The following is a 20,983-nucleotide window of genomic DNA, read 5'->3' as shown; positions in this document are numbered from 1 at the left end:
CCTTATTAAACAAGTTGTAGTTTTCTTCTCACTCGGATAATCTCTTTTTTCACGCTATTTCTTTCTGGATAATCAATGCGATAATGACCACCAATACTGTCTTCTCTTTGCAAAGCTGATACTGTTATAAGCTCACAAACTGTTAACATATTAATAAGCGTTATCTCTTCATTTGTAAGTGCATCATATTGCAAGATCATATTTCGCACACCGTACCTACTAAACCATCTCTGAGCATATGATAAATTTTTCTCAGTTCGCACAATCCCAACATATTTCATCATGCATTCTTGTATTTCTTCTTTCAACGGTAAATCATTAAGAGCTATAAAACTTTTCCCTCTCTCTTCCGGCACATTTTTTCTTTCCTCTGCTGGCTTAGCTAAAATGTGTTTTCCTATTCGTCTTCCAAACACAAGACCTTCTAATAATGAATTACTCGCCAATCTATTCGCACCATGAACTCCATTACAAGCCACTTCACCGACCGCATATAAGTTTGAAATGGACGTCTCTCCGTCACAATTCGTCTTCACGCCGCCCATATGAAAATGAGCGCCCGGTACGACCGGAATAGAATTTTCTTTTAAATCAATACCATTCTTTTTACATAATGATGAGACGGTCGGAAAACGTTGTTCAAAGTTTTGAATGGTTTCGATGTTTAAGTACACTTTTTCACCTGCAAGAAGTTGTTCATGAATAGCCCTTGCCACTACATCACGCGGTGCGAGATCTTTCCCGGGATGTATATCCATCATAAAACGCTGTCCTTTTCCATTTATAAGGACAGCTCCTTCACCACGGACTGCTTCAGAAACGAGACCACAACATCGCCCGTCCACGTATAACATCGTCGGATGAAATTGTACAAATTCTAAATCAACAAGTTCCCCCCCAGCTCGATATATCATCGCAAGTCCATCGCCTGTAATTGTCTCATCATTCGATGTAAAGGCGTACAAACCACCTATCCCTCCTGATGCTAACACCGTATTATCAGCATAGTAACGCTTCAGCTTCCCTTCACTATTTCGCGTTAAAGCTCCTATGCATTTATTATTTTCTATAATAAAATCGAGCACCATTTCATGCTCAACGACAGTAACGTTCGGAACTACTTCTTGTATTAAATGCTCTAATAGATTTTTACCAGTTGCATCTCCTCCGGCATGTAAAATGCGCCGTTTTCGATGCGCCCCTTCTTTACCAAGGTGGATCCCTTTTTCATCCCCATCAAATTTCATTCCATTCGTAATAAGCTTACTTATTTCTTTCGGTCCCTCTTCAACTAAATAACGAACTGCTTCTTCGTTGTTATAATGGCAACCTGCCACTAATGTATCTTCAAAATGCCCACTCGGATCGTCATATGTAGCAACTGCTGCTGCAATTCCTCCTTGAGCTAAATGTGTATTATTATTACGTCCTGTTTTTTTTGTGATAATTATCACATTCTTTTCGTGACAAAGCTCTTTCGCAACACGAAGCGCTGCAACGCCGCTTCCGATAATCAAGACATCTGCACTTGGCATAATTGTTGCCTCCTACTTTACACTTTTCAACTGTCTTGACACCTATATTTACATAGTTTTAAAATAATGACAAGAGTTTTTTTACAATTCTTATTTTCACTACCATTCTAAAAACGAAAACAAATGTCACTCTTACTGAAGAGAGGAAATCACATGATGATATATCTAGATTATGCAGCGACAACACCTATGAGCGAAGAAGCTTTAGAAACATATATAGCAGCGGCAAAAACATATTTCGGAAATGAACAAAGTTTACACGATATCGGCGGAAGTGCATCATCTTTATTACAAGTTTGTAGAGAAACATTTGCAGAAATGATTGGAGGTAAGGAACAAGGTGTATTCTTTACAAGCGGCGGTTCAGAATCTAACTACCTTGCGATTCAATCCCTTCTAAATGCCAGAAATGGGAAGCACATTATTACGACACCTATGGAACACGCATCGATTCGAAGTTATTTTCAATCCTTACAATCGCAAGGTTATACTATTACTGAGATTCCTGTTGATAAAAGTGGGATAATTCATTTAGTAGATTTAGAAGCAGCTATTACAGAAGATACTGCTCTAGCAAGTATACAGCACGGAAACCCTGAAATCGGGACCGTTCAAAACATTGCAGAGATCGGAGCACTTTTAAAAAAATATAATGTTTTATTTCATTCGGATTGTGTTCAAACGTTTGGTAAACTTCCAATAGACGTTAAAGCGATGGAGATTGATAGTCTCTCTGTTTCAGCCCATAAAATATACGGACCAAAAGGAGTTGGAGCTTGTTATATAAATCCGCAAGTTCGCTGGGAACAAGTATTTCCGGGAACTTCTCATGAAAAAGGCTTTCGCCCTGGTACAGTGAACGTTCCTGGAATCGCTGCTTTTTTAACAGCCGCAGAGCATATATTAAAGAATCAAAAGGAAGAGAGCTTTCGTTTTAAACAATTACGATCTTATTTTTTAGAGCAATTACAAACACTTCCTCTAGAAATTGAAGTGAAAGGACATTCTACTTCTTGTTTACCACATATTATTGGGGTTACAATAAAAGGAATAGAAGGTCAGTATACAATGTTAGAATGTAACCGTCATGGTATAGCCATTTCAACTGGAAGTGCTTGCCAAGTCGGTAAACAAGACCCTTCAAAAACAATGCTTGCAATTGGAAAAACGTATGAAGAGGCAAAACAATATGTCCGCTTTTCTTTCGGACATCACACAACGAAAGAACAAATTGATACAACTATTCATGCACTACACACAATTGGAAATCAATTTTATAGAGGTGTTAAATCATAATGAAACAAAATGATCAAAAAAAGATTTTAGGCGAAGAAAGACGACAACTCATCCTCCAGTGGCTTCTTGCTGCAAATGAACCGTTATCAGGGAATGAACTATCTAAAAAGACAAACGTAAGTAGGCAAGTTATCGTGCAAGACATTTCCTTACTAAAAGCACGAAATGAACCAATTATTGCGACTGCACAAGGGTATTTATATTTAAAGCCACAAACAAGACAACAAGCTTTTGAACGCGTAATCGTATGCCAACATAAACCGGCAGAAGTACGTCAAGAACTTACTATGTTAGTTGACCACGGCGTTACAATTAAAGACGTAAAAGTTGAGCATCCTGTATACGGCGACTTAACAGCATCGATTATGGTAAGTAATCGCTTCGATGTAGAGCAATATTTACAAAAAATCGAAAACACAAACGCTTCCTATCTTTCGCAACTAACAGATGGTATTCACTTACATACAATCGAAGCAGATTCTAAAGAGAAATTAGATGCTGCCTGTGAGGCACTAGACCGCGCTGGATTTCTCGTTTATTAATGTAAAGCACAGAGTTTTTTATCATTCTCTGTGCTTTTATTTTGTAAATGATATAATATTGTAATCAATTGTAAAGGAGGTCAAATATGGGAATTGAACTCGTTCACTTTAGCACCGGTAAACCGAAACAAATGAAATATGGCGAAGATAAAGAAATGATAACAGGTATATGTAAAGATCCTACAGAAGAGGCCTTCCTCTCAAAAGACGGATTCCGTGGTGATGATGTAGCGGATTTAAAACACCACGGGGGACCTGATCGCGCAGTTTGTGTGTACCCACACGAGCATTACGCACTATGGGAAGAGGAATTTCAAACTACACTTCCAGCTTCCACATTTGGCGAAAACATTACCGTAACAAATATGTTAGAGCGTGATGTTTGCATCGGAGATACATATCAACTAGGCGAAGCAATCATTCAAGTAACACAAGCTCGCGTACCTTGTAGCACAATTTCAAAACGTGTCGGTATTCCTGGCATTTTACCACGCATTGTAGCAACTGGATATACTGGCTACTTATGCCGCGTTCTTCAAGAAGGTACTGTGCGTAAAGATTCTAAAATTACATTACTAGAGCGTCCATCAAACAATGTATCTGTTTTGTTCTCTAACGAAATTTATTTTCATAATAGGAAAGATAAAGATGGCATTGAGAAGGTTCTTGCTGTACAAGAACTAGCCGAGATTTGGCGTGGTCAGTTAGAGGATCGTCTTTCGAAGTTAAAATAATAAATCCCACCTTTTATAGGTGGGACTCTATTTATCTATCATACGGTATACTAGCGACCGAAATTATATCGACTTAACTACAAAATACGACAAACACTCCCCTTACAACCAATAAGAAGAATAACTCCCCAGCACAGTAACAGAAAACCCGAGTGCTTCAAGTTCCATTGTTACGCCTGGCAATAATACATCATCGTATGCTTTGTCGACGTCGATTAAGAAAAAGTAATTTCCAAGGCCTGTTTTCATCGGGCGCGATTCAATTTTGGATAAGTTTAATTTTCTCCATGCGAAAGCTGATAACACTTGATATAGTGCCCCTGCGTAATCAGCAGGTAACGTTATCATAAGCGTCGTTTTCTCTCCTCGGTTTTCTCCGTTATTTGGGAGTACTGCTTTCTTTTTCTTATGGAGAACAAGGAAACGTGTATGATTGTTTTTATGCGTATGAATATCACGCCTTACAATTGTTAATCCGTATTTTTCTGCCGCTGCTTCATTTGCAATGGCGGCAACTTTTTCTTCAGGATGTTCTTTCACATATTGCGCAGCAGCGCTTGTTGATGTCATATCTCGAACTGTTACGCCTTTTAATTCCTCATTTAAAAATTTATGGCACTGTGCAATGGCATGCGGATGAGAATGTACAGCGTATACTTCTTTCCACACTCCTTCGTACTGCGGGTGTACGAGTAAATGTTGCTGAATTGGCACTGTAATTTCTCCTACAATGGAAAGTGGCTGCTCATGTACGAGATAATCAACCGTTATATTAACTGAACCTTCTATGGCGTTCTCTAACGGCACAACTGCGAAATCTACGTTTTCATTTGCGGCTGCATCAATACAATCTGGAATCGTTCGGTACGGCACATGCTCTGCTTCCGGAAAAAAACGACTCACCGCCATATTTGTAAATGTTGCCTCTGGTCCTAAATATCCTACTCGAATCATCGTCTTTTCCCCTCTTTTTCGTTTTCTTACTGTTATACCATAATTTTTAATATTCTTCTATGTAAATTTCGAATATTAAAAAAAGACTAGTCTTCACTAGTCTATATGTTTTCTATATTCTCTTTGAGCGAAGAAGAAATAGATGATACATGCAGAAATATAAAACAGAATGAACAAGCCCACTTTTCTTAATGAACCGTCCATAAAGAAAGTATTATGAAACGTATATAACGCAACTGCACTATGCATACTTCCTACTATAATAGGCGCAAAAAATAACATACATAATTGCCAACGAGAAATTTTCCATACTTCTTCCTTCGTCATTCCAAGTTTAGATAGTGCTCCGTACTGCTTTCGATCCGATGCAATATTATGAAACCATTTAAAATATACGATACTACATGAAGTGAGAAAGAATAATATACTAATGAATGAGCCTACAAATAGAGTAATGTCGCCGCCTTCTTTCATATTCACATATAACTCCATATTACTTCGAAACGCATCATTTATATTTTGTTTCATATGTTTCCGTAAATCTTCGTTTAATCCCTTCGTATTCTCGATATTTGGTAATGTATAACCTCTATATATCATTTTTTCAGAATCTGGAATTGTATTTGCTATACTGTTAAAATCTTCATCATTCATGACAAAAAACAGACCATTAATGTATGAAGGGTGATGGTTAAATTGTACCCCTTCTTTCTGACCGTTAAATGCGAATGGATACGCTTGATTCATTACTTGCAATTGAATCTCTTTTCGATTATATACATTTGGATAATTGCGTTTATTATAATAGACAAGTGTAACTGTTCCTTTTTTAGGATGATACATTTTTTGTTTTTGTTTTCTTGCCTCTTGATTGTATTCACTTTCCCTTATAAGCGGTGCCACTTCTATTTCTCCCTTATTAGACTGAAAAGATGCATACACTCCAACAAAACTCATAGATTGAAAATCATCATATCCATATTGATGCAGTAATTTTTCAACCGCACCTTCCTCAAAAACTTCATGAGTAGAAGTACCTTTTTCTATGTACGAAAACGAGTGTACTCCTCCGCCACGCCACATATCTTGCATGCTAGAAAAATATAAGAACACCATACCTGTCGCCGTAACGACAAACGTTGTTGCCATAGACAACAGAAAGAAAAAGCGACTATTTTCCTTCATTCGATGTGACAATTGATTCACTATAAATAAATACGGATATGTATACATAATCTTTTTATTTCGTTTTATCACTTCTAACAATTGGCTAACACCATGTGTAAAAGAAAAATACGTTCCAAAAAAGATAAGTATAGACACAGGGAAAAAGTATAATGCTATCGTTTGCATCGTCACTTGTAGTGCTAACGCATATCCACCCACTAAACAAGCAAAACCGAATAAACAAAGCCACTTTGATGTTTTCCTCTCCCGTTTATCTGTTCGAAATTCTTTCAATAACCGGATGATTTTTATATTCCATATACGTAAAGCACTTATAAAAGATAAGACAATAAAGACGACCATATATGTAACAAACGTTACACCAATCGCTCTCATGTCAAATATAACAGGAAGTTCTTTCGGAAGGCGAAGTAACATGCTAAACACCATAAAAAAGAGTTTTAAAAAGATCATACCAAGCCCGATACCGAAAATATTTGCGAAAATCCCGATCAATATTTGCTCGGTCATAATCACCCCTATTACGTTAGACTTCGTCGCTCCCATTAACATATATAATCCTAATTCTTTCTTACGTGCTTCTATAAAAATAGAAGTAGAATACAAAATAAATATGACGAAAAAAGAAATAATTATAACGTTACATATGATAAGTCCCCAGCGTACATTTTGATACCACATCGTCTCTTGCATATACGGATGTACAATGACAGACATGTATGCAAAAGAAGCAAATATCGCAAAACAACTACTTAAGAAAAACACTTTATAATTACGCCAATTCCCCTTTATATTTTGCAGCGCCAGTTGCTGAATGTTCATCTATCGTCCTCCTGTAACTTACTACACACGTAAAAAGCTAGAGGTTTCCCTAGCTTTTTACGTGTTTTAAATATCCTCTTTGCGCGATCATAAAGTAAATGGCAGAAGCTAAAATATATGCTCCAATTACAATCGCACCTGATTTCCATAAATCGATATAAAGCATTTTCCCTAACGTATGAAGAGCAAATCCACTATGAATTGTACCGATTAAGATTGGGATAAAGAAGATAACGCCCATTTGACGAATTGCAATTTTACGAATTTCCTTATCTGTCATACCAATTCTTTTTAATGACTTAAATTGAATACGATCTTGTTCTTTATCATTAAACCATTTAAAGTATGTCATGCTACACGCAAAGAAGAAGAACAGTACTGCTACGAAGAAGCCGATGAACATTGTAATTGCTCCTTGCTCCTTTATCGCTTTATACGTAAGGATAGAATTGTGGAAATTCTGTTGTTGTTCTTGTGCAATTTCTTTCTTTAAGTCTAGTACAAGATTTTCTGTTCCTTTCCAATCTTCAATATAATATCCATAATATTTTGTCTTTTCTTCATCTGCTACGAGCTGTGAATATTTCACAAAATCCTCATCATTCACAATCAAATAGCCATCATCATTAAAAACAGACTTTGATACTGGATCATTTAGCTTAATAGACTGTTTTTGTCCGTTCAATTTAAATTCAAATGGCTTCGTAAGATCCGGCTTGACAATATCATTCATCATATCAACTACAACCATCGTTGCACTTCCCGGCTTATTTTGCACTTCTGGCACGTTCTGTTTACGCGCTTCTTTATTATATTCCTTTTCAGAGATAATCCCTAACGGCATCTCATGTTCACCGTTAAACATCGTTACCTTTTGAGTTGCAGGAAGTTTTACATACGTTACTTTTCGCGCTTCTTCAAATCCGTGTTTTTTTATTAGTTCTTGTGCTTTCCCTTCACTGATGATGTTATGCGTATTTACCCCCTTTTCTTCATACGAAATAGCATGCGGAGCACTAGCCACTGTTTTATAACTCATATCCTCAAAGAACACGTACAGTGTACCAACTGCTGAAGAAACAACCGCCGTAATGATAGAAATTACAAATAGAAAACGAGCATTATCTTTCATTTTGTAAATAAGATTGCTAAATACGAACATATTTGGATACGTATAAAAAGATTGTTTTCTTTTTTGCAGTGCTTTTAATACGACTGTACTACCTTGCGTAAACAGTAAATACGTTCCGCCTATTGTCAGCCCTACAATCGGTAAAAACAGCATTATAAAATTCATAAATGTCACTTGGAAGCTAAGCACATATGCAGCAATAATACAGCCTATACCAACTACCCCTAACCATGTAAATGCAAAAGGTTCTACTTTTTGTTTTCTTGCCTCTCTTAATAAATCAATAATTTGCAAGCGGCCTACTGTCCAAACACTAAACAATGATAGTATTAAAAAGAGGACAAAGTATATACCAACTGTAATAAGAACTACTTTTCCATTCCACACAAGCGGCAGTGTTTTATCAATTTTTAGTAAGACACTGAGTGCTTGGAAGAAAAGTTTTGAACAAAGCATTCCAATCCCAATACCTACTACAATGGCAATACTCCCTAACATCAGTTGCTCTAATATAATCATTCGGCCAAGTTGAGACTTCGTTCCACCTATTAACGTTAATAAGCCAAATTCTTTTTTTCTTGCTCGTAAAAACGTTGAATTCGCATATAAAATAAAGAGTGCTGAGAAGATGACTACAATATAATTCATCGATTCTAACCCTTTTGTAATCATCGTCTTCATACTAATATTACCGCTTACGACATCTGGATGATAAATGAAGGAAGCATACATGAAAAATACGACAATCGATAAACAACTACTAATAAGAAACGCTTTATAATTACGCCAATTTCCTTTTACGTTATTAAGCGCGAGCTGGCGAAAGTTCATGATATTCTCCTCCTAGCATCGCAAGTACGTCTAAAATTTCTTGGAAAAAGGCTTGCTTCGTTCTTCCTTTATGTATTTCTGAAAAAATCTCTCCATCACGTATGAAAAGGATACGTTCGCAATAACTAGCGGCTACTGGATCATGTGTTACCATTGCAATCGTTACTTTCTTTTGCTCATGCAAATCTTGAAGTGCTCCCATTAATGATTTCGCTGACTTAGAATCTAAGTTGCCTGTTGGCTCATCCGCTAAAATTAATGTTGGTTCATGAATAATCGCCCTTGCAGCTGCTGCACGTTGTTGTTGTCCACCTGATACCTCGTATACTTTTTTATTTAAAATTTCTTCGATGTTTAAAAACCTCGCAATTTCAAGTACTTTCGCATCAATTTCTTTTACAGATTTCTTCGCCATTACAAGCGGCAAAATAATATTTTCTTTAATCGATAATGTATCAAGTAAGTTGAAATCTTGGAAAATGAATCCTAAATGTGTACGGCGAAATTCCGCCAATTTTGCAGCACGCATTTGATTAATTTCTTCACCATTTACAAGCACATGACCTGAAGTTTGCTTATCAATTGTTGCTAATAAATTTAAAAGCGTTGTTTTTCCGCTTCCTGAAGGCCCCATAATCCCTACAAACTCACCTTCTTCAATTTTAAAATTTATATCATTTAAAGCAGTCGTCGCTACTGAACCTTTTGATTGGTACACCTTTGTTAACCCTTTTACTTCAAGAACACTCATTTCTAATCCCCCTACGTGTTTTCTTCTTACATTTACTATAAGAAAAATAAGAAAAAGAAACGAGTGATTTCCCTTACAAAACGTTTTGTTATCTTACAGTTTTGTCATTTTTCTCATTAATGTATGATATTCTTCATCTTTTGCAAATTGGAACGTAACTGTTGTTCCTTCCCCTTCAGTTGATTGTACATACACTCCATGATGTAAATTATCGCAGATTTCCTTCGTAATATATAAACCCATACCTGTCGCTTCCCTTGTTTTACGGCCGTTTATTCCCGTAAAGAACGGATCAAATATACGCTTTACATCTTGCTCAGGAATACCAATTCCATTGTCCTTAATATGTAATAACACCTTTTGATCTTTCTCTTCAATTTGAAATTGAATTTCTTTTTTCTCTGCTTCTGAAATTTTTGTATACTTAATTGCATTCACAACAATTTGGCTCATCGCGATACTAAGCCACTTTCTATCAGACGCAATCATACAAGTCTCTTCTTCAAACATCATTTTCGGAAATACAGAAGATTGAATGAACGACTTCCGATTTTCATTAATAATATCTCGAATGACCTCTATAACATTTACTACTTCTACTTTATAGTCTTTCGAAAATTGATCTAACCTTGCCATATGTAACGCTAAATCTAACCCATTTAAAATACGGTTATTTTCTTCACGAATACTTTCAATCGTTCCCCTTGCTTCACGGTGTTCCTTACCATATTTCTGTAACAATAATTCAATAACGGATACTGGTGTTTTCATTTGATGGATCCACTGGTTCATAAAAATCATTTGCTGTTGCTCTTTTGCATGCTGCTTATGAACCTCATTCATATATTGCTGCCTTAATAGCGTAAACGCTTCAACGACCAGTTCTTGCTCTGCTGTATAAGAAGTATCAATAAGTAAAGAGTCATGTAATGTATGTCCACCGGCAATATACTGTTCTATCCTCTTTAAAAACACACTTCGTTTTCGGTAATCGTAAATAAGGTATACACTAAACACAACTGTCCCTAATAAAAGTCCGTATAACCATGTACTCCAGTCCAGCGCACGCTTTTCTAAAAGGCTTTGCAGCTGCAATACGAGTCCAAATAAACAAAGGCTTACAATATAAGTAATAATTAAAGAAAAGCGGTCTATGAGGTAATTTTTAACCTTCATGCCCTTCGCCCCACTCAGTAAGAAGAGCATAACCGTACCCACGCTTTGTGACAATTGCATTTTTAATGCCTAACTCCTCAAGTTTCTTCCTTACACGCTTTACATTCACGGTTAATGTATTATCATCAACAAAAGCTACTTCATCCCATAAAGCCTCTAACAACTCTTCACGTGTCGCGTATTGATTTGCTTGTTTCATTAAACATTCTAATAAATAAAACTCATTTTTTGTAAGTTCCGTTTGTTGACCTTTCCACTCTACCGTGTGCTGTGATGGGAATAATAACAATCCATTAACACCTAAGCAGTCACTTTCCGCGGCCAAAGCATACTCACCATACCCGCGGCGGAGTGCACTTTTCACCTTTGCCATTACGATATCTAAATGGAATGGCTTCGTAATGTAATCATCTCCGCCATTTTCAATCGCCATTACTTGATCCATTTCCCCTGTTCTTGCAGAAACAAAAATAATCGGCGCATTCGATACAGTGCGGATTTGGCGGCACCAATAGAAGCCATCAAAGTATGGTAAATTAATATCAAGTAACACAAGATGAGGACTTACTTTTACAAACTCATCTTTTATATGCCGTAAATCGCTCACTCTGAAAGATTGATATCCATACCTTTCTAAATGCTCCTCTAATATCTCTGCAATTTTTTCATCATCTTCTACAATTAATATTTTATACATATTCCTTTTCTCCCCATAAAATATTCTTCTAAAATCACTCCTTTTTCTATTATAAATTGAAACTTTAATCAATGGGGATTTTTTCCTATATCGACTTATGGTTCTCCTATATGAATTGGGTTTTTACTGGACTCAAATAACGAAAAAAAAAGACCGCCATATTTCGGCAGTCTTAATCGATAAATTCAAATTGATATTCAAGAATTTTCACAATATCTCCGTCTGTTGCACCACGTGCACGAAGGGCTTCATCAATACCCATTCCACGCATTTGACGAGCAAATCGGCGTACAGATTCATCACGTGAGAAGTCTGTCATCTTGAATGTTTTCTCAATGTCATAACCAGAAATAACAAATGTGCCATCACTTTCGCGTGTAATTTCAAAATTAGATTCAGATTCAAATTTGTACATTACACTTGCTTCAGATTCTTCTACATCATCGTACATTGGGAATTCTGGTGTTGTTTCTAATAAGTTCGCTACTTCAAATAGTAAGTCACGAACACCTTGTTTCGTTACAGCTGAGATTGGGAAAATTTTCACTTCGTCTCCCAATTTCTCTTTAAATGCTTGTAAGTTTTCTTCTGCATCTGGCATATCCATTTTGTTTGCAACAACAACTTGTGGACGCTCAGTTAAACGCATATTGTATTCTTTTAGTTCATTATTGATTGTGACATAATCTTCATATGGCTCACGTCCTTCTAAACCAGACATATCGATAACGTGTACGATTACACGTGTACGTTCGATATGACGTAAGAATTGGTGTCCAAGTCCAACGCCGGAGTGTGCGCCTTCAATTAGTCCAGGAAGGTCAGCCATAACGAAGCTGCGGTTATCACCAGTTTCAACAACACCAAGATTCGGAACGATTGTTGTAAAGTGATATTCTGCAATTTTCGGACGCGCTGATGATACAACAGATAATAATGTAGATTTACCTACACTTGGGAATCCAACAAGTCCAACATCTGCTAGCACTTTAAGTTCTAGCGTGACATCACGTTCTTGACCTGGTTCCCCGTTCTCAGCGATTTCTGGCGCTGGGTTCGTCGCTGTTGCGAAACGTGAATTACCACGGCCACCACGGCCACCTCTTGCGATTACAGCTGTTTGTTCATGCGTTACTAAATCGGCAAGAATTTCACCTGTTTTTTCATCTTTCACTATTGTTCCTGGTGGAACCTTTACGATTAAATCTTCAGATTTACGACCGTGCTGACCTTTACTCATTCCGTGCTGACCGCGATCAGCTTTGAAATGACGTTGGTAGCGGAAGTCCATTAATGTACGTAAGCCTTCCTCAACAACAAAAACAACATCTGCACCTTTACCACCGTCGCCACCTGCTGGGCCACCTTTAGGTACATACTTCTCACGACGATACGCAACCATTCCGTTACCACCGTCGCCGCCTTTTACATATATCTTGACCTGATCTACAAACATTATTTCACCACACTTTTTTCGATTAGTTGTAATATAACTGAGACTTCTTCGTCTCGTACTGTATAAGAAATGGAATACCATTTATTGTTTTCGTTCGCAAGCCACGTTTGTAGTTCTTCTACATTCGTTAGCTTTCCACGAAAATCAAAAAAGAAACGAGCATTCTCCGCGTCACTTTCAATTGTGATACAAACATAATTTTCAACATATACGTCTAAACTATGCTGAAGCATTAAGAAAAACTGATTCGTCCATGTACATACAGTCTCATCTAGATGAGATAAGTTATGTAATTTCCCTAATACTTCGTACTCCAATAAGCACGGTTGCTGTTTCCAATTATATGTTAAAATCCACTCTGAAAATAAAGGCATTGATAGCCCCATCAGATTGGATTCTTGTCTCGCTTCTTGGACAAAACGATCGATGAGCCTATGAATCTCTTCCACTTTTCCAAGGGAAAGATTTCCTTTAACCATCTGCAAACGATTGAGCCAATCATGTCTCGAGTGGCTCAACGCATCTATAATTGTCCATTTTTCATTCATTTAGATACCCCTTAATATAGAAAAACTCTAACCTGCACTCAGGTTAGAGTTTTCCGTGAGTTCTTATGCTTCTTGAGCAACAGGATATACGCTCACTTGTTTGCGGTCACGACCAAGACGCTCAAAGCGTACTACGCCGTCAACTTTCGCGTATAAAGTGTCATCGCCACCACGACCAACGTTAACACCTGGATAAATTTTTGTACCGCGTTGACGGTAAAGAATTGAACCACCTGAAACCGTTTGACCATCTGCGCGTTTAGCACCAAGACGTTTTGACTGAGAGTCACGACCGTTCTTTGTACTACCTACACCTTTCTTAGATGCGAAAAACTGAAGATCTAATCTTAACATACGTTACACCTCCTGCACTTTTTCTATTAAACGGATATACTTTCCGTAATCAAGTTCAATCGTCTTAAGTGAAACAACCAATCCTTCTAAAAGTATTTGTGCTTTTTCTGCTGTATGAACGTCTAAATCATTAGGCAATTCATACGTCAAGAATCCGCCATCACTTCCGAGTTCAATAGTTGCCTGCACATTACAAAGTTCTTCCACTGCATTTATAGAACCAAACACAACCGCTGTAGTTCCAGCACAGACAAGATCTTGTCCATGTGGCGCATAATTGGCATGTCCAGTCATTTTAAATGATCGGATACTTCCTAGTTTCGTGCGACTTATCGTAATCTTAATCATCTTAACCAGAATTAAGCGTTGATAGCTTCAACTACTAGCTTAGTGTAAGGTTGACGATGACCTTGTTTCTTACGATTGTTCTTTTTCGCTTTGTATTTGAAAACGATGATTTTCTTAGCGCGACCTTGTTTTTCAACTTTCGCAGTAACTGTTGCACCCTCTACAACTGGGCTACCAACTTTCACGTTTTCGCCACCAACGAAAAGAACTTTGTCAAAAGTAACAGTTTCACCAGCTTCAACATCTAATTTTTCAATGTAGATTGCTTGACCAGCTTCAACTTTAATTTGTTTTCCACCTGTTTCGATAATTGCGTACATACTTGCACCTCCTCTTAATTACTAAGACTCGCCAAAAACGAGGTAGACATAAAATGTCTTTAGGGAACCTGTCTTGTGCGGTTGTAGCATATAGCAGTTTAGGTGCTATAAACTATAACATAAAAATATTACCATGACTCATTGACTATTGTCAATGAATGTTCTGCTAACTATTTTTTCCGTTCTACAATTTCTTTCTTACTTCCAAAACGGATAATAGCGTACTTTTCGATAATATCATCTTTGAAATAAATTTCAAATGGAATATTTTTTTGTAATTCTTTTTGTGAAAAATGTTTTTGTACTTTTTTTGAAGCACCAATCAATACAGCTTCATCCTCTATATTACCATAAGTAATAAGCTCTCTCTCTAGCTCATACGCAATTGTTTCATTAGATATAACGTAACCTGTCGCTTTACAAGGCGCACACTCTTCTAATAATACGTCACGTAACGAATGTTTCTTGCGCTTACGCGTCATCTCTAAAATACCTAACTCTGTAAACCCAAGCACTCTTGTATATGTGCGATCATCTTGTAAAGCTATCATTAAACGCTCTCTTACCTTCTCTTTATCTTCCCGTCTTTTCATATTAATAAAATCAATTAATATCATCCCGCCAATATCACGAAGTCTTAATTGACGAGCAATCTCTTCAGCAGCCATTTCATTTGTGCGAAATACGGTATCTTGTAAATTTTGTTTTCCAGTAAATTTACCTGTATTCACATCAATTACAGTCATCGTCTCCATTTGTTCTACAATTAGATAGGCACCATTTGGTAGCCACACAATTTTTTGAAGTGCTTTCTCGATTTCACGATCTATTCCAAAGTGGTTAAACATCGAAGATTTTTCATTATAAAAGGATACTCTTTCTTTCCCTACTTTTTCTTCTAATTCTTTTACTATACTTCTCGTATCTACAACTATTTTTTCAATTGTTTCAATTGGGTTCTCCTGAAATACACGATCTAAAAACGTCGCTGGTTGATGAAGTAGTAAGGGCGCCTTCCCTTGATCTTCTTTTCTTTTTAACTCTTCATATAACTGCTGCAACCCTTGCATTTCAGCTTGTATTTCATCGATCGTTCCTTTTTCAGAAGCAGAACGGAAAATGTATCCACCTGTTCCTTCTACTTCAATTCCCAGTAACTGTTGTCTTCTTTTATTATTTTTTATTTTCCGAGAAACAGCGCGCATGTCATCATAGGGCATGTAAACGACATATTTTCCGGTAACTTCTATCTTCGCCGTTAATTTTGGCCCCTTCGTATCAATTGCCTCTTTCACAACTTGTACAAGTATCGCCTGTCCTTCATGTATGCGATATGAAGATGGTACATCATCAAATGAAAGATATGCATGTTTTTCTAATCCGATATTTACAAAGGCTGCGTTCATTCCAGCAATTGTTCTTACGATACGCCCGACATAAATATGTCCGACAATCTCCTGCTCTTCATTCCGTTTCCATAAAAGCTCTACAATTTTTTGTTTCTCTTCTATCACAACACGCTTTTCCGAACCAGTGTAGTTAATATATAACGTCTTCAAAATTCTTTCCTCACTTTTCATTTCTTTTCCTTACAATATAAAAGGTTAGTGTCGTCGTCAACACTAACCAATTAATTCTTCAACAGATGAGGTTGTTCGTTTTTCAGCAAAATACGCATACAACAATTCATTTTCGTCCAATGTGTAATGCTCTTTATATTTTCCATGGACGATAATAGAGTGTTTATATCCTCTGCGAAATTTTGTGAAAATCGTATATAAATGATCTTCCGTTTTCACCTCAATAGGTGCTATTTTTTCAATATCTCTTTTATTCCCATAATAACGCTCTAATAAAAAACGCATAAATGCGTACCGTCTTTGTTTCCATTCTTGATATAAAGAAATCGCTAGAAAAACGAGTAATACCCACATCATAATGTTATTACTATTCCAAAGTAACTGCCATCCTAATATTACACTAAAAAAAACACATGACAATTTCATCATCTTTTCATGTGCTTGTAAATAGGGAAAACGATATGATAATACATTAAATAATACTTTTCCGCCATCAAGTGGCCAAATAGGCAATAAATTAAACCCTAAAATAATGACATTATTCCATACAAAGAAATGGTACAAATCGTCAGTTACCCAGCCCGCTTTATACAAAATGTAAGCGACCGCAATCATCCATATATGCTGAATTGGCCCCGCCATAACGACAATTAATTCTTCTTTTAACGATTTATTCCCATGTTCTTCCATCTCAACTACGCCACCAAACGGCAAAAGCTGAATTTGTTTAATACGCCAATTATAATACGCTGCGGCAAAAGCATGCCCAAGTTCATGAACTAAAACGATACAAAATAACAATAGTAACTCTTTAAAACGCGCCGTAAAAATACCAATGACAATAATAACCCAAAACAACGGATGCACAGAAATTTTCGTGAAAACATCCCTATATTTAATCAAATGAAATCACCTGAATTGGATCAATAAATTTTTCATTCTTTTTTATTGCAAAATAAAATTTCCCATTTTTATTATTGTCATCATTACTCACTATTCCAATTTTTTGTTTCTTTGAAACGTAATCATATAATTTTACTGACATATCATTTAAATTTGCATACCATGACTCCGTGCCATCAGCGTGCTGAATTTGAACTGTATTTCCAAGTTCCTCTTTCTTGCCCGCAAAAACAACTATACCTTCATTTACTGACTCCACCGTTGCATTTGTAGCCGTTTGAACAAATACACCCTGGCCGTTTTTTTGAAATCCTTGCATCACCTTTCCAGAGGCAGGAATCGCATAATCCTTTTGCTGAATTGCCTCTTCTTTTTTCTCATTTGGAGAAAAGAAAACGAGAGGTTTTCCAAACTGATTTTCATACCATTTCGATATAGTAGCAAATTGAAATTCTTCTTGCATAACTTTTTCTGTAACAGCTCTAGTACCATCAAAAGAAGAAGGTGCGTTCTTAAATAAAATAGCAACCGAAAGAACTAATATTGCTGATAGCAAAACTTTGAAGAGAAAAACTTCTTTTCGAAATAGAGGATGAATTTCCTTCTCCCCCTCTTCAATAAAGACCGTTTCGCTATCAAAATCTCCTCCCGCAAAATACTGCTCTTCTTCTAGCAATTCTTGCTCTGCTTTCCTTTTCGCAATCCGCTTTTTAATTTCTTCCACACGTCTATTCTTCATACTGTCTCCTTTCTTTCGTTAGCCTTATTCAAATAGAAACAGTTATATACAGTTTGTACATATGTATGAGTTATAGAAGGAAGATATTCATGCGAAGAAAAAAGAAAGCACTCCGCATTTATGCGAAGTGCTTTTAACGGATTCCAAAGAAATTTTTCATCTTTGTAAATACCGATACTTTTTCTTGTTCAAATGCTTGTAATGGTACATTCTCACCTAACAAGCGTCTTGCAATATTACGATAAGCTATTGCTGCTTTCCCACTAGGTTGCAGCGCTACAGGTTCACCTGTATTCGTAGCACGAATAACTTCATCATCATCCTCGACAACTCCAAGAAGCTCGATTGACAGTGTACGTACGATTTCATCAACGTCTAACATATCCTGTTCATGAAGCATATGACTACGCACACGGTTAATGACAAGTTTCGGTGGTTCAATATCCTCTTTCTCTAAAAGCCCGATAATACGATCCGCATCACGCATTGAGGATACTTCTGGTGTTGTTACAACGATTGCTTTATCCGCACCTGCTACTGCATTTTTAAACCCCTGCTCAATCCCCGCAGGACAATCAATTAATATGTAATCATAATCTTGACGTAATACTTGTATTAATTCATCCATTTGTTCAGGTGTTACCGCCGATTTATCGCTCGTTTGTGCTGCAGGTAATAAATAAAGATCATCAAAACGCTTATCTTTAATAAGAGCCTGAGGTAAACGACAACGCCCTTCAACGACATCAACAAGATCAAATACAATACGATTTTCTAGCCCCATTACTACGTCTAAATTGCGTAAACCGATATCTGTATCAATTAAACACACTTTTTTTCCAGATAACGCAAGGGCTGTACCAATGTTCGCAGACGTTGTAGTTTTACCTACTCCGCCTTTTCCAGATGTAATTACTATTGCCTCTCCCACAGCTATACAATTCCCCTTTCTAACTTTGTTAAATTAGGTCTAAGATGAGTGAGAAGTTGCAGGCGATCGACAACAATGTGATTATTCTCATTAATGTACGCACATTCTGCCGCCTCTGCTCCGTCTTCTTTCTCTTCCGGAGCCCGCATTGTCACATCACTAATTCGGAGTTGCATAGGGTTCATACTAGATGCAGCAATAACAGCTTCTGAATCTCCATCATACCCCGCATGTGCAATTCCTCTTAATGATCCCAAGACAAAAATATTCCCCCCAGCGATAACCGTTCCGCCTGGATTAACATCTCCAATTAATAATAAATTGCCTTTTACATGTAACACTTGTCCAGAGCGAACAATTTTGGAAATAGGGACAATTTCTGTTTCTTCTTTCCAAGCTATTGCTTCTGCTTTTGTTATAACATCACTTTCGATTGATTCTACAACAAGGTTCTTCTTATTGCGAATTAACGTACGAATCTCTTCTTGTTGTACTTCTGTTAAATAGCGATTTCCTACTTTAACACGCACTTCAATTAAAGAACGTCCGTCACTCTCATAGTAATGTGTAGAAAGCTTTTCATCCAATTCTTTTAGTAGCTCAGAGAATGAACAGCAATCATCTAAATGAAGTGTTATTCCATCTTTTGTCCCTTTTATCGTTACATTTTGTTGCTTTTTTTCTTCCACTAAAGTTCACCCCACCGATTCAATTCGACATAAAATTAGAAAATCCTTTTTTCTTTTTCTTCTATCGCTTTTGAAAGACGCACTAAATATCGTCTCAGTGGGAAACAAACTATTAATAAGAAAATTCCATTTAGCAATAAAGTAGCAAGGAGACGATCTGTGAAAAAGACAGATGCTGACATGTGAGTACGTCCTAACAAAGTTAAAAACCCATACACATAATACTCTAATGCTGCAATGCCAGCCAGTACGATAGAAGCGACAATAAATAAATTCAATTGTAATACTTTCATCACACTATAAACTAAATAAGCTAAAATCGGATAAGCAAATATATATATACCGACAAGTTCCGTGTATACGGTATCAAATAAGAAACCAAATAATAGTCCGTAGTAAATCCCTTGAACCGGACTATAGTACACTGTAATAAAACATAACACAATTATAAAGAAATGCGGTGCTGCTATACTGCCTTTCCAAAAGACGTCTGTTGGAACAACAGTAGAGAACATATTTTCAAATAAAAAAACAAAAAGGAGCAAAAGAGGAAGAGCTGCTCTTTTTAAAATCGTCATCATCTCTTCTCTCCCTCCTATTCTAACGGCGCTGTAGGCATATCACGTTTTGCAACTATAATATGCTCTACATCATTCAAATCAGCGGATGGTTTTACATAAGCTGTTTTTGTTAAACCGTATGGATCTGGCTGAACATCAACAATTTTCCCAATCGCAAGACCTTTTGGGAAGATATCACCAAGTCCAGATGTTACAACTAGTTGATCTTTTTCTACTTTTGCATCAGAGCTAATCTTTGTGAAAAGAAGTAGTTGTTTTTCTTTATCGTAACCTTCAATCAATCCAAAGATATTTTCTTGTCCTTGTACAATAGCAGAAACACGGTTTGTTCGGCTCATCGAACTTAACAACTCTACTGAAGATGTAAACTGAGATACACTTTTTACGCGTCCAACTAAACCTTTCGGAGTTACAACAGCCATATCTTTTTTGATCCCTTGCTGTGCTCCTTTATCAATTCCAACTAAATCGTACCATTTATCGGGATTACGAGAAACCACACTAGCTTGTACTTCCGTATAATCACCACGGGACTTTTCTTTACCAGTTAATTCTCGTAGTTTTTTATTCTCATCGTCTAAATTTTTCACTACTGCAGATAAATCTGCGGTAGAATCTAATTTTGCTTTCAGCTTTTTATTCTCTTCATACGTGCGCTTTACATCTTCTACGTTCTCGAAGAATCCGGCAACATAGTTCGCTGGCTTTTGGAATACACGTTCTACAACACCGACAGTATCTTTTATAAACTGCTCTGGCCATGATAAACTGTTCCGTTCTTTCAATGAGATTCCAATCAATGCCACGAGAAGAATAATACTAACTAACAAAACAATTAATCTTTTGTTTAAGAAAAACTGTGGCACGTTCACACCC

General features: G+C 36.8%; 22 protein-coding genes and 1 other annotated feature. Of the genes, 3 read left to right on the top strand and 19 right to left on the bottom strand.

Annotated features, from left to right (window positions below):
* Window positions 1-5: 5 nt before the first annotated feature.
* Window positions 6-1,535: an L-aspartate oxidase gene (gene nadB / locus JFT89_RS26050; protein WP_002067402.1), complete on the bottom strand. Its 1,530-nt coding sequence runs from the start codon at window positions 1,533-1,535 to the stop codon at window positions 6-8.
* Window positions 1,536-1,688: 153 nt separating this feature from the next.
* On the opposite strand from nadB, the gene JFT89_RS26045 reads away from it, so the two are divergent.
* From JFT89_RS26045 to JFT89_RS26035, 3 genes are all read left to right on the top strand, one after another.
* Window positions 1,689-2,831, top strand: a complete 1,143-nt coding sequence (locus tag JFT89_RS26045; RefSeq protein ID WP_201040908.1) for an IscS subfamily cysteine desulfurase — start codon at window positions 1,689-1,691, stop codon at window positions 2,829-2,831.
* On the top strand, window positions 2,831-3,373 hold the full coding sequence (locus JFT89_RS26040; protein WP_016096073.1) for a transcription repressor NadR: 543 nt from the start codon (window positions 2,831-2,833) through the stop codon (window positions 3,371-3,373). The genes JFT89_RS26045 and JFT89_RS26040 overlap by 1 nt, the downstream gene beginning before the upstream one ends.
* Before the next feature lie 86 nt (window positions 3,374-3,459).
* Complete coding sequence (locus JFT89_RS26035; protein WP_002129246.1) at window positions 3,460-4,107, top strand: MOSC domain-containing protein; 648 nt, start codon at window positions 3,460-3,462, stop codon at window positions 4,105-4,107.
* 102 nt (window positions 4,108-4,209) lie between these two features.
* On the opposite strand, the gene pheA is transcribed toward JFT89_RS26035, so the two are convergent.
* From pheA to mreC, 18 genes are all read right to left on the bottom strand, one after another.
* The gene (gene pheA / locus JFT89_RS26030; protein WP_002067399.1) at window positions 4,210-5,061 is read right to left on the bottom strand and encodes a prephenate dehydratase; all 852 of its coding nucleotides are present in this window, start codon (window positions 5,059-5,061) and stop codon (window positions 4,210-4,212) included.
* Window positions 5,062-5,157: 96 nt separating this feature from the next.
* The gene (locus tag JFT89_RS26025; protein ID WP_201040907.1) at window positions 5,158-7,071 is read right to left on the bottom strand and encodes an ABC transporter permease; all 1,914 of its coding nucleotides are present in this window, start codon (window positions 7,069-7,071) and stop codon (window positions 5,158-5,160) included.
* A 49-nt stretch (window positions 7,072-7,120) separates the two neighbouring features.
* Window positions 7,121-9,034, bottom strand: coding sequence for an ABC transporter permease (locus tag JFT89_RS26020; RefSeq protein ID WP_033707208.1), 1,914 nt, complete (start codon window positions 9,032-9,034; stop codon window positions 7,121-7,123).
* Window positions 9,009-9,785: an ABC transporter ATP-binding protein gene (locus JFT89_RS26015; protein ID WP_002015381.1), complete on the bottom strand. Its 777-nt coding sequence runs from the start codon at window positions 9,783-9,785 to the stop codon at window positions 9,009-9,011. The genes JFT89_RS26020 and JFT89_RS26015 overlap by 26 nt, the downstream gene beginning before the upstream one ends.
* A 93-nt stretch (window positions 9,786-9,878) precedes the next feature.
* Window positions 9,879-10,961: a HAMP domain-containing histidine kinase gene (locus tag JFT89_RS26010; protein WP_050399547.1), complete on the bottom strand. Its 1,083-nt coding sequence runs from the start codon at window positions 10,959-10,961 to the stop codon at window positions 9,879-9,881.
* Window positions 10,951-11,658, bottom strand: a complete 708-nt coding sequence (locus JFT89_RS26005) for a response regulator transcription factor (protein ID WP_002067394.1) — start codon at window positions 11,656-11,658, stop codon at window positions 10,951-10,953. Before JFT89_RS26005 ends, JFT89_RS26010 begins: the two co-directional genes overlap by 11 nt.
* 172 nt (window positions 11,659-11,830) lie before the next feature.
* Window positions 11,831-13,114, bottom strand: a complete 1,284-nt coding sequence (gene obgE, locus JFT89_RS26000) for a GTPase ObgE (RefSeq protein WP_002015378.1) — start codon at window positions 13,112-13,114, stop codon at window positions 11,831-11,833.
* A complete protein-coding gene (locus JFT89_RS25995; RefSeq protein ID WP_002015377.1) occupies window positions 13,114-13,662 on the bottom strand; it encodes a sporulation initiation phosphotransferase B in 549 nt (182 codons plus the stop codon). The genes obgE and JFT89_RS25995 overlap by 1 nt, the downstream gene beginning before the upstream one ends.
* A gap of 63 nt (window positions 13,663-13,725) precedes the next feature.
* The gene (gene rpmA, locus JFT89_RS25990) at window positions 13,726-14,016 is read right to left on the bottom strand and encodes a 50S ribosomal protein L27 (RefSeq protein WP_000944957.1); all 291 of its coding nucleotides are present in this window, start codon (window positions 14,014-14,016) and stop codon (window positions 13,726-13,728) included.
* Between the two features lie 3 nt (window positions 14,017-14,019).
* Window positions 14,020-14,364: a ribosomal-processing cysteine protease Prp gene (locus JFT89_RS25985; protein WP_002138477.1), complete on the bottom strand. Its 345-nt coding sequence runs from the start codon at window positions 14,362-14,364 to the stop codon at window positions 14,020-14,022.
* Window positions 14,365-14,375: 11 nt separating this feature from the next.
* Window positions 14,376-14,684 (bottom strand): 50S ribosomal protein L21, encoded by a 309-nt coding sequence (rplU, locus tag JFT89_RS25980; protein WP_000270907.1) that lies wholly within the window; start codon window positions 14,682-14,684, stop codon window positions 14,376-14,378.
* A gap of 14 nt (window positions 14,685-14,698) precedes the next feature.
* Window positions 14,699-14,777, bottom strand: a sequence feature (ribosomal protein L21 leader region).
* Window positions 14,778-14,854: 77 nt separating this feature from the next.
* Entirely contained in the window at window positions 14,855-16,264 is a 1,410-nt protein-coding gene (locus JFT89_RS25975; RefSeq protein WP_201040906.1) for an Rne/Rng family ribonuclease, read from the bottom strand.
* Window positions 16,265-16,306: 42 nt separating this feature from the next.
* Complete coding sequence (locus tag JFT89_RS25970) at window positions 16,307-17,167, bottom strand: M50 family metallopeptidase (RefSeq protein ID WP_002088816.1); 861 nt, start codon at window positions 17,165-17,167, stop codon at window positions 16,307-16,309.
* Complete coding sequence (locus tag JFT89_RS25965) at window positions 17,160-17,906, bottom strand: M23 family metallopeptidase (protein WP_002067390.1); 747 nt, start codon at window positions 17,904-17,906, stop codon at window positions 17,160-17,162. The genes JFT89_RS25970 and JFT89_RS25965 overlap by 8 nt, the downstream gene beginning before the upstream one ends.
* 133 nt (window positions 17,907-18,039) lie before the next feature.
* Window positions 18,040-18,837, bottom strand: a complete 798-nt coding sequence (gene minD, locus JFT89_RS25960; protein ID WP_000503308.1) for a septum site-determining protein MinD — start codon at window positions 18,835-18,837, stop codon at window positions 18,040-18,042.
* Between the two features lie 2 nt (window positions 18,838-18,839).
* The gene (gene minC, locus JFT89_RS25955) at window positions 18,840-19,526 is read right to left on the bottom strand and encodes a septum site-determining protein MinC (protein WP_016096069.1); all 687 of its coding nucleotides are present in this window, start codon (window positions 19,524-19,526) and stop codon (window positions 18,840-18,842) included.
* A 35-nt stretch (window positions 19,527-19,561) separates the two neighbouring features.
* Window positions 19,562-20,107, bottom strand: coding sequence for a rod shape-determining protein MreD (gene mreD, locus JFT89_RS25950; protein ID WP_002015371.1), 546 nt, complete (start codon window positions 20,105-20,107; stop codon window positions 19,562-19,564).
* A 14-nt stretch (window positions 20,108-20,121) separates the two neighbouring features.
* A complete protein-coding gene (mreC, locus tag JFT89_RS25945; protein WP_002138478.1) occupies window positions 20,122-20,973 on the bottom strand; it encodes a rod shape-determining protein MreC in 852 nt (283 codons plus the stop codon).
* Window positions 20,974-20,983: the final 10 nt, after the last annotated feature.

Origin of the sequence: Bacillus sp. TH25, assembly GCF_016650935.1 — a bacterium.
In the GTDB taxonomy this organism is placed as follows: Bacteria; Bacillota; Bacilli; order Bacillales; family Bacillaceae_G; genus Bacillus_A; species Bacillus_A mycoides.
This window is presented reverse-complemented; position numbering and strand designations above follow the sequence as displayed.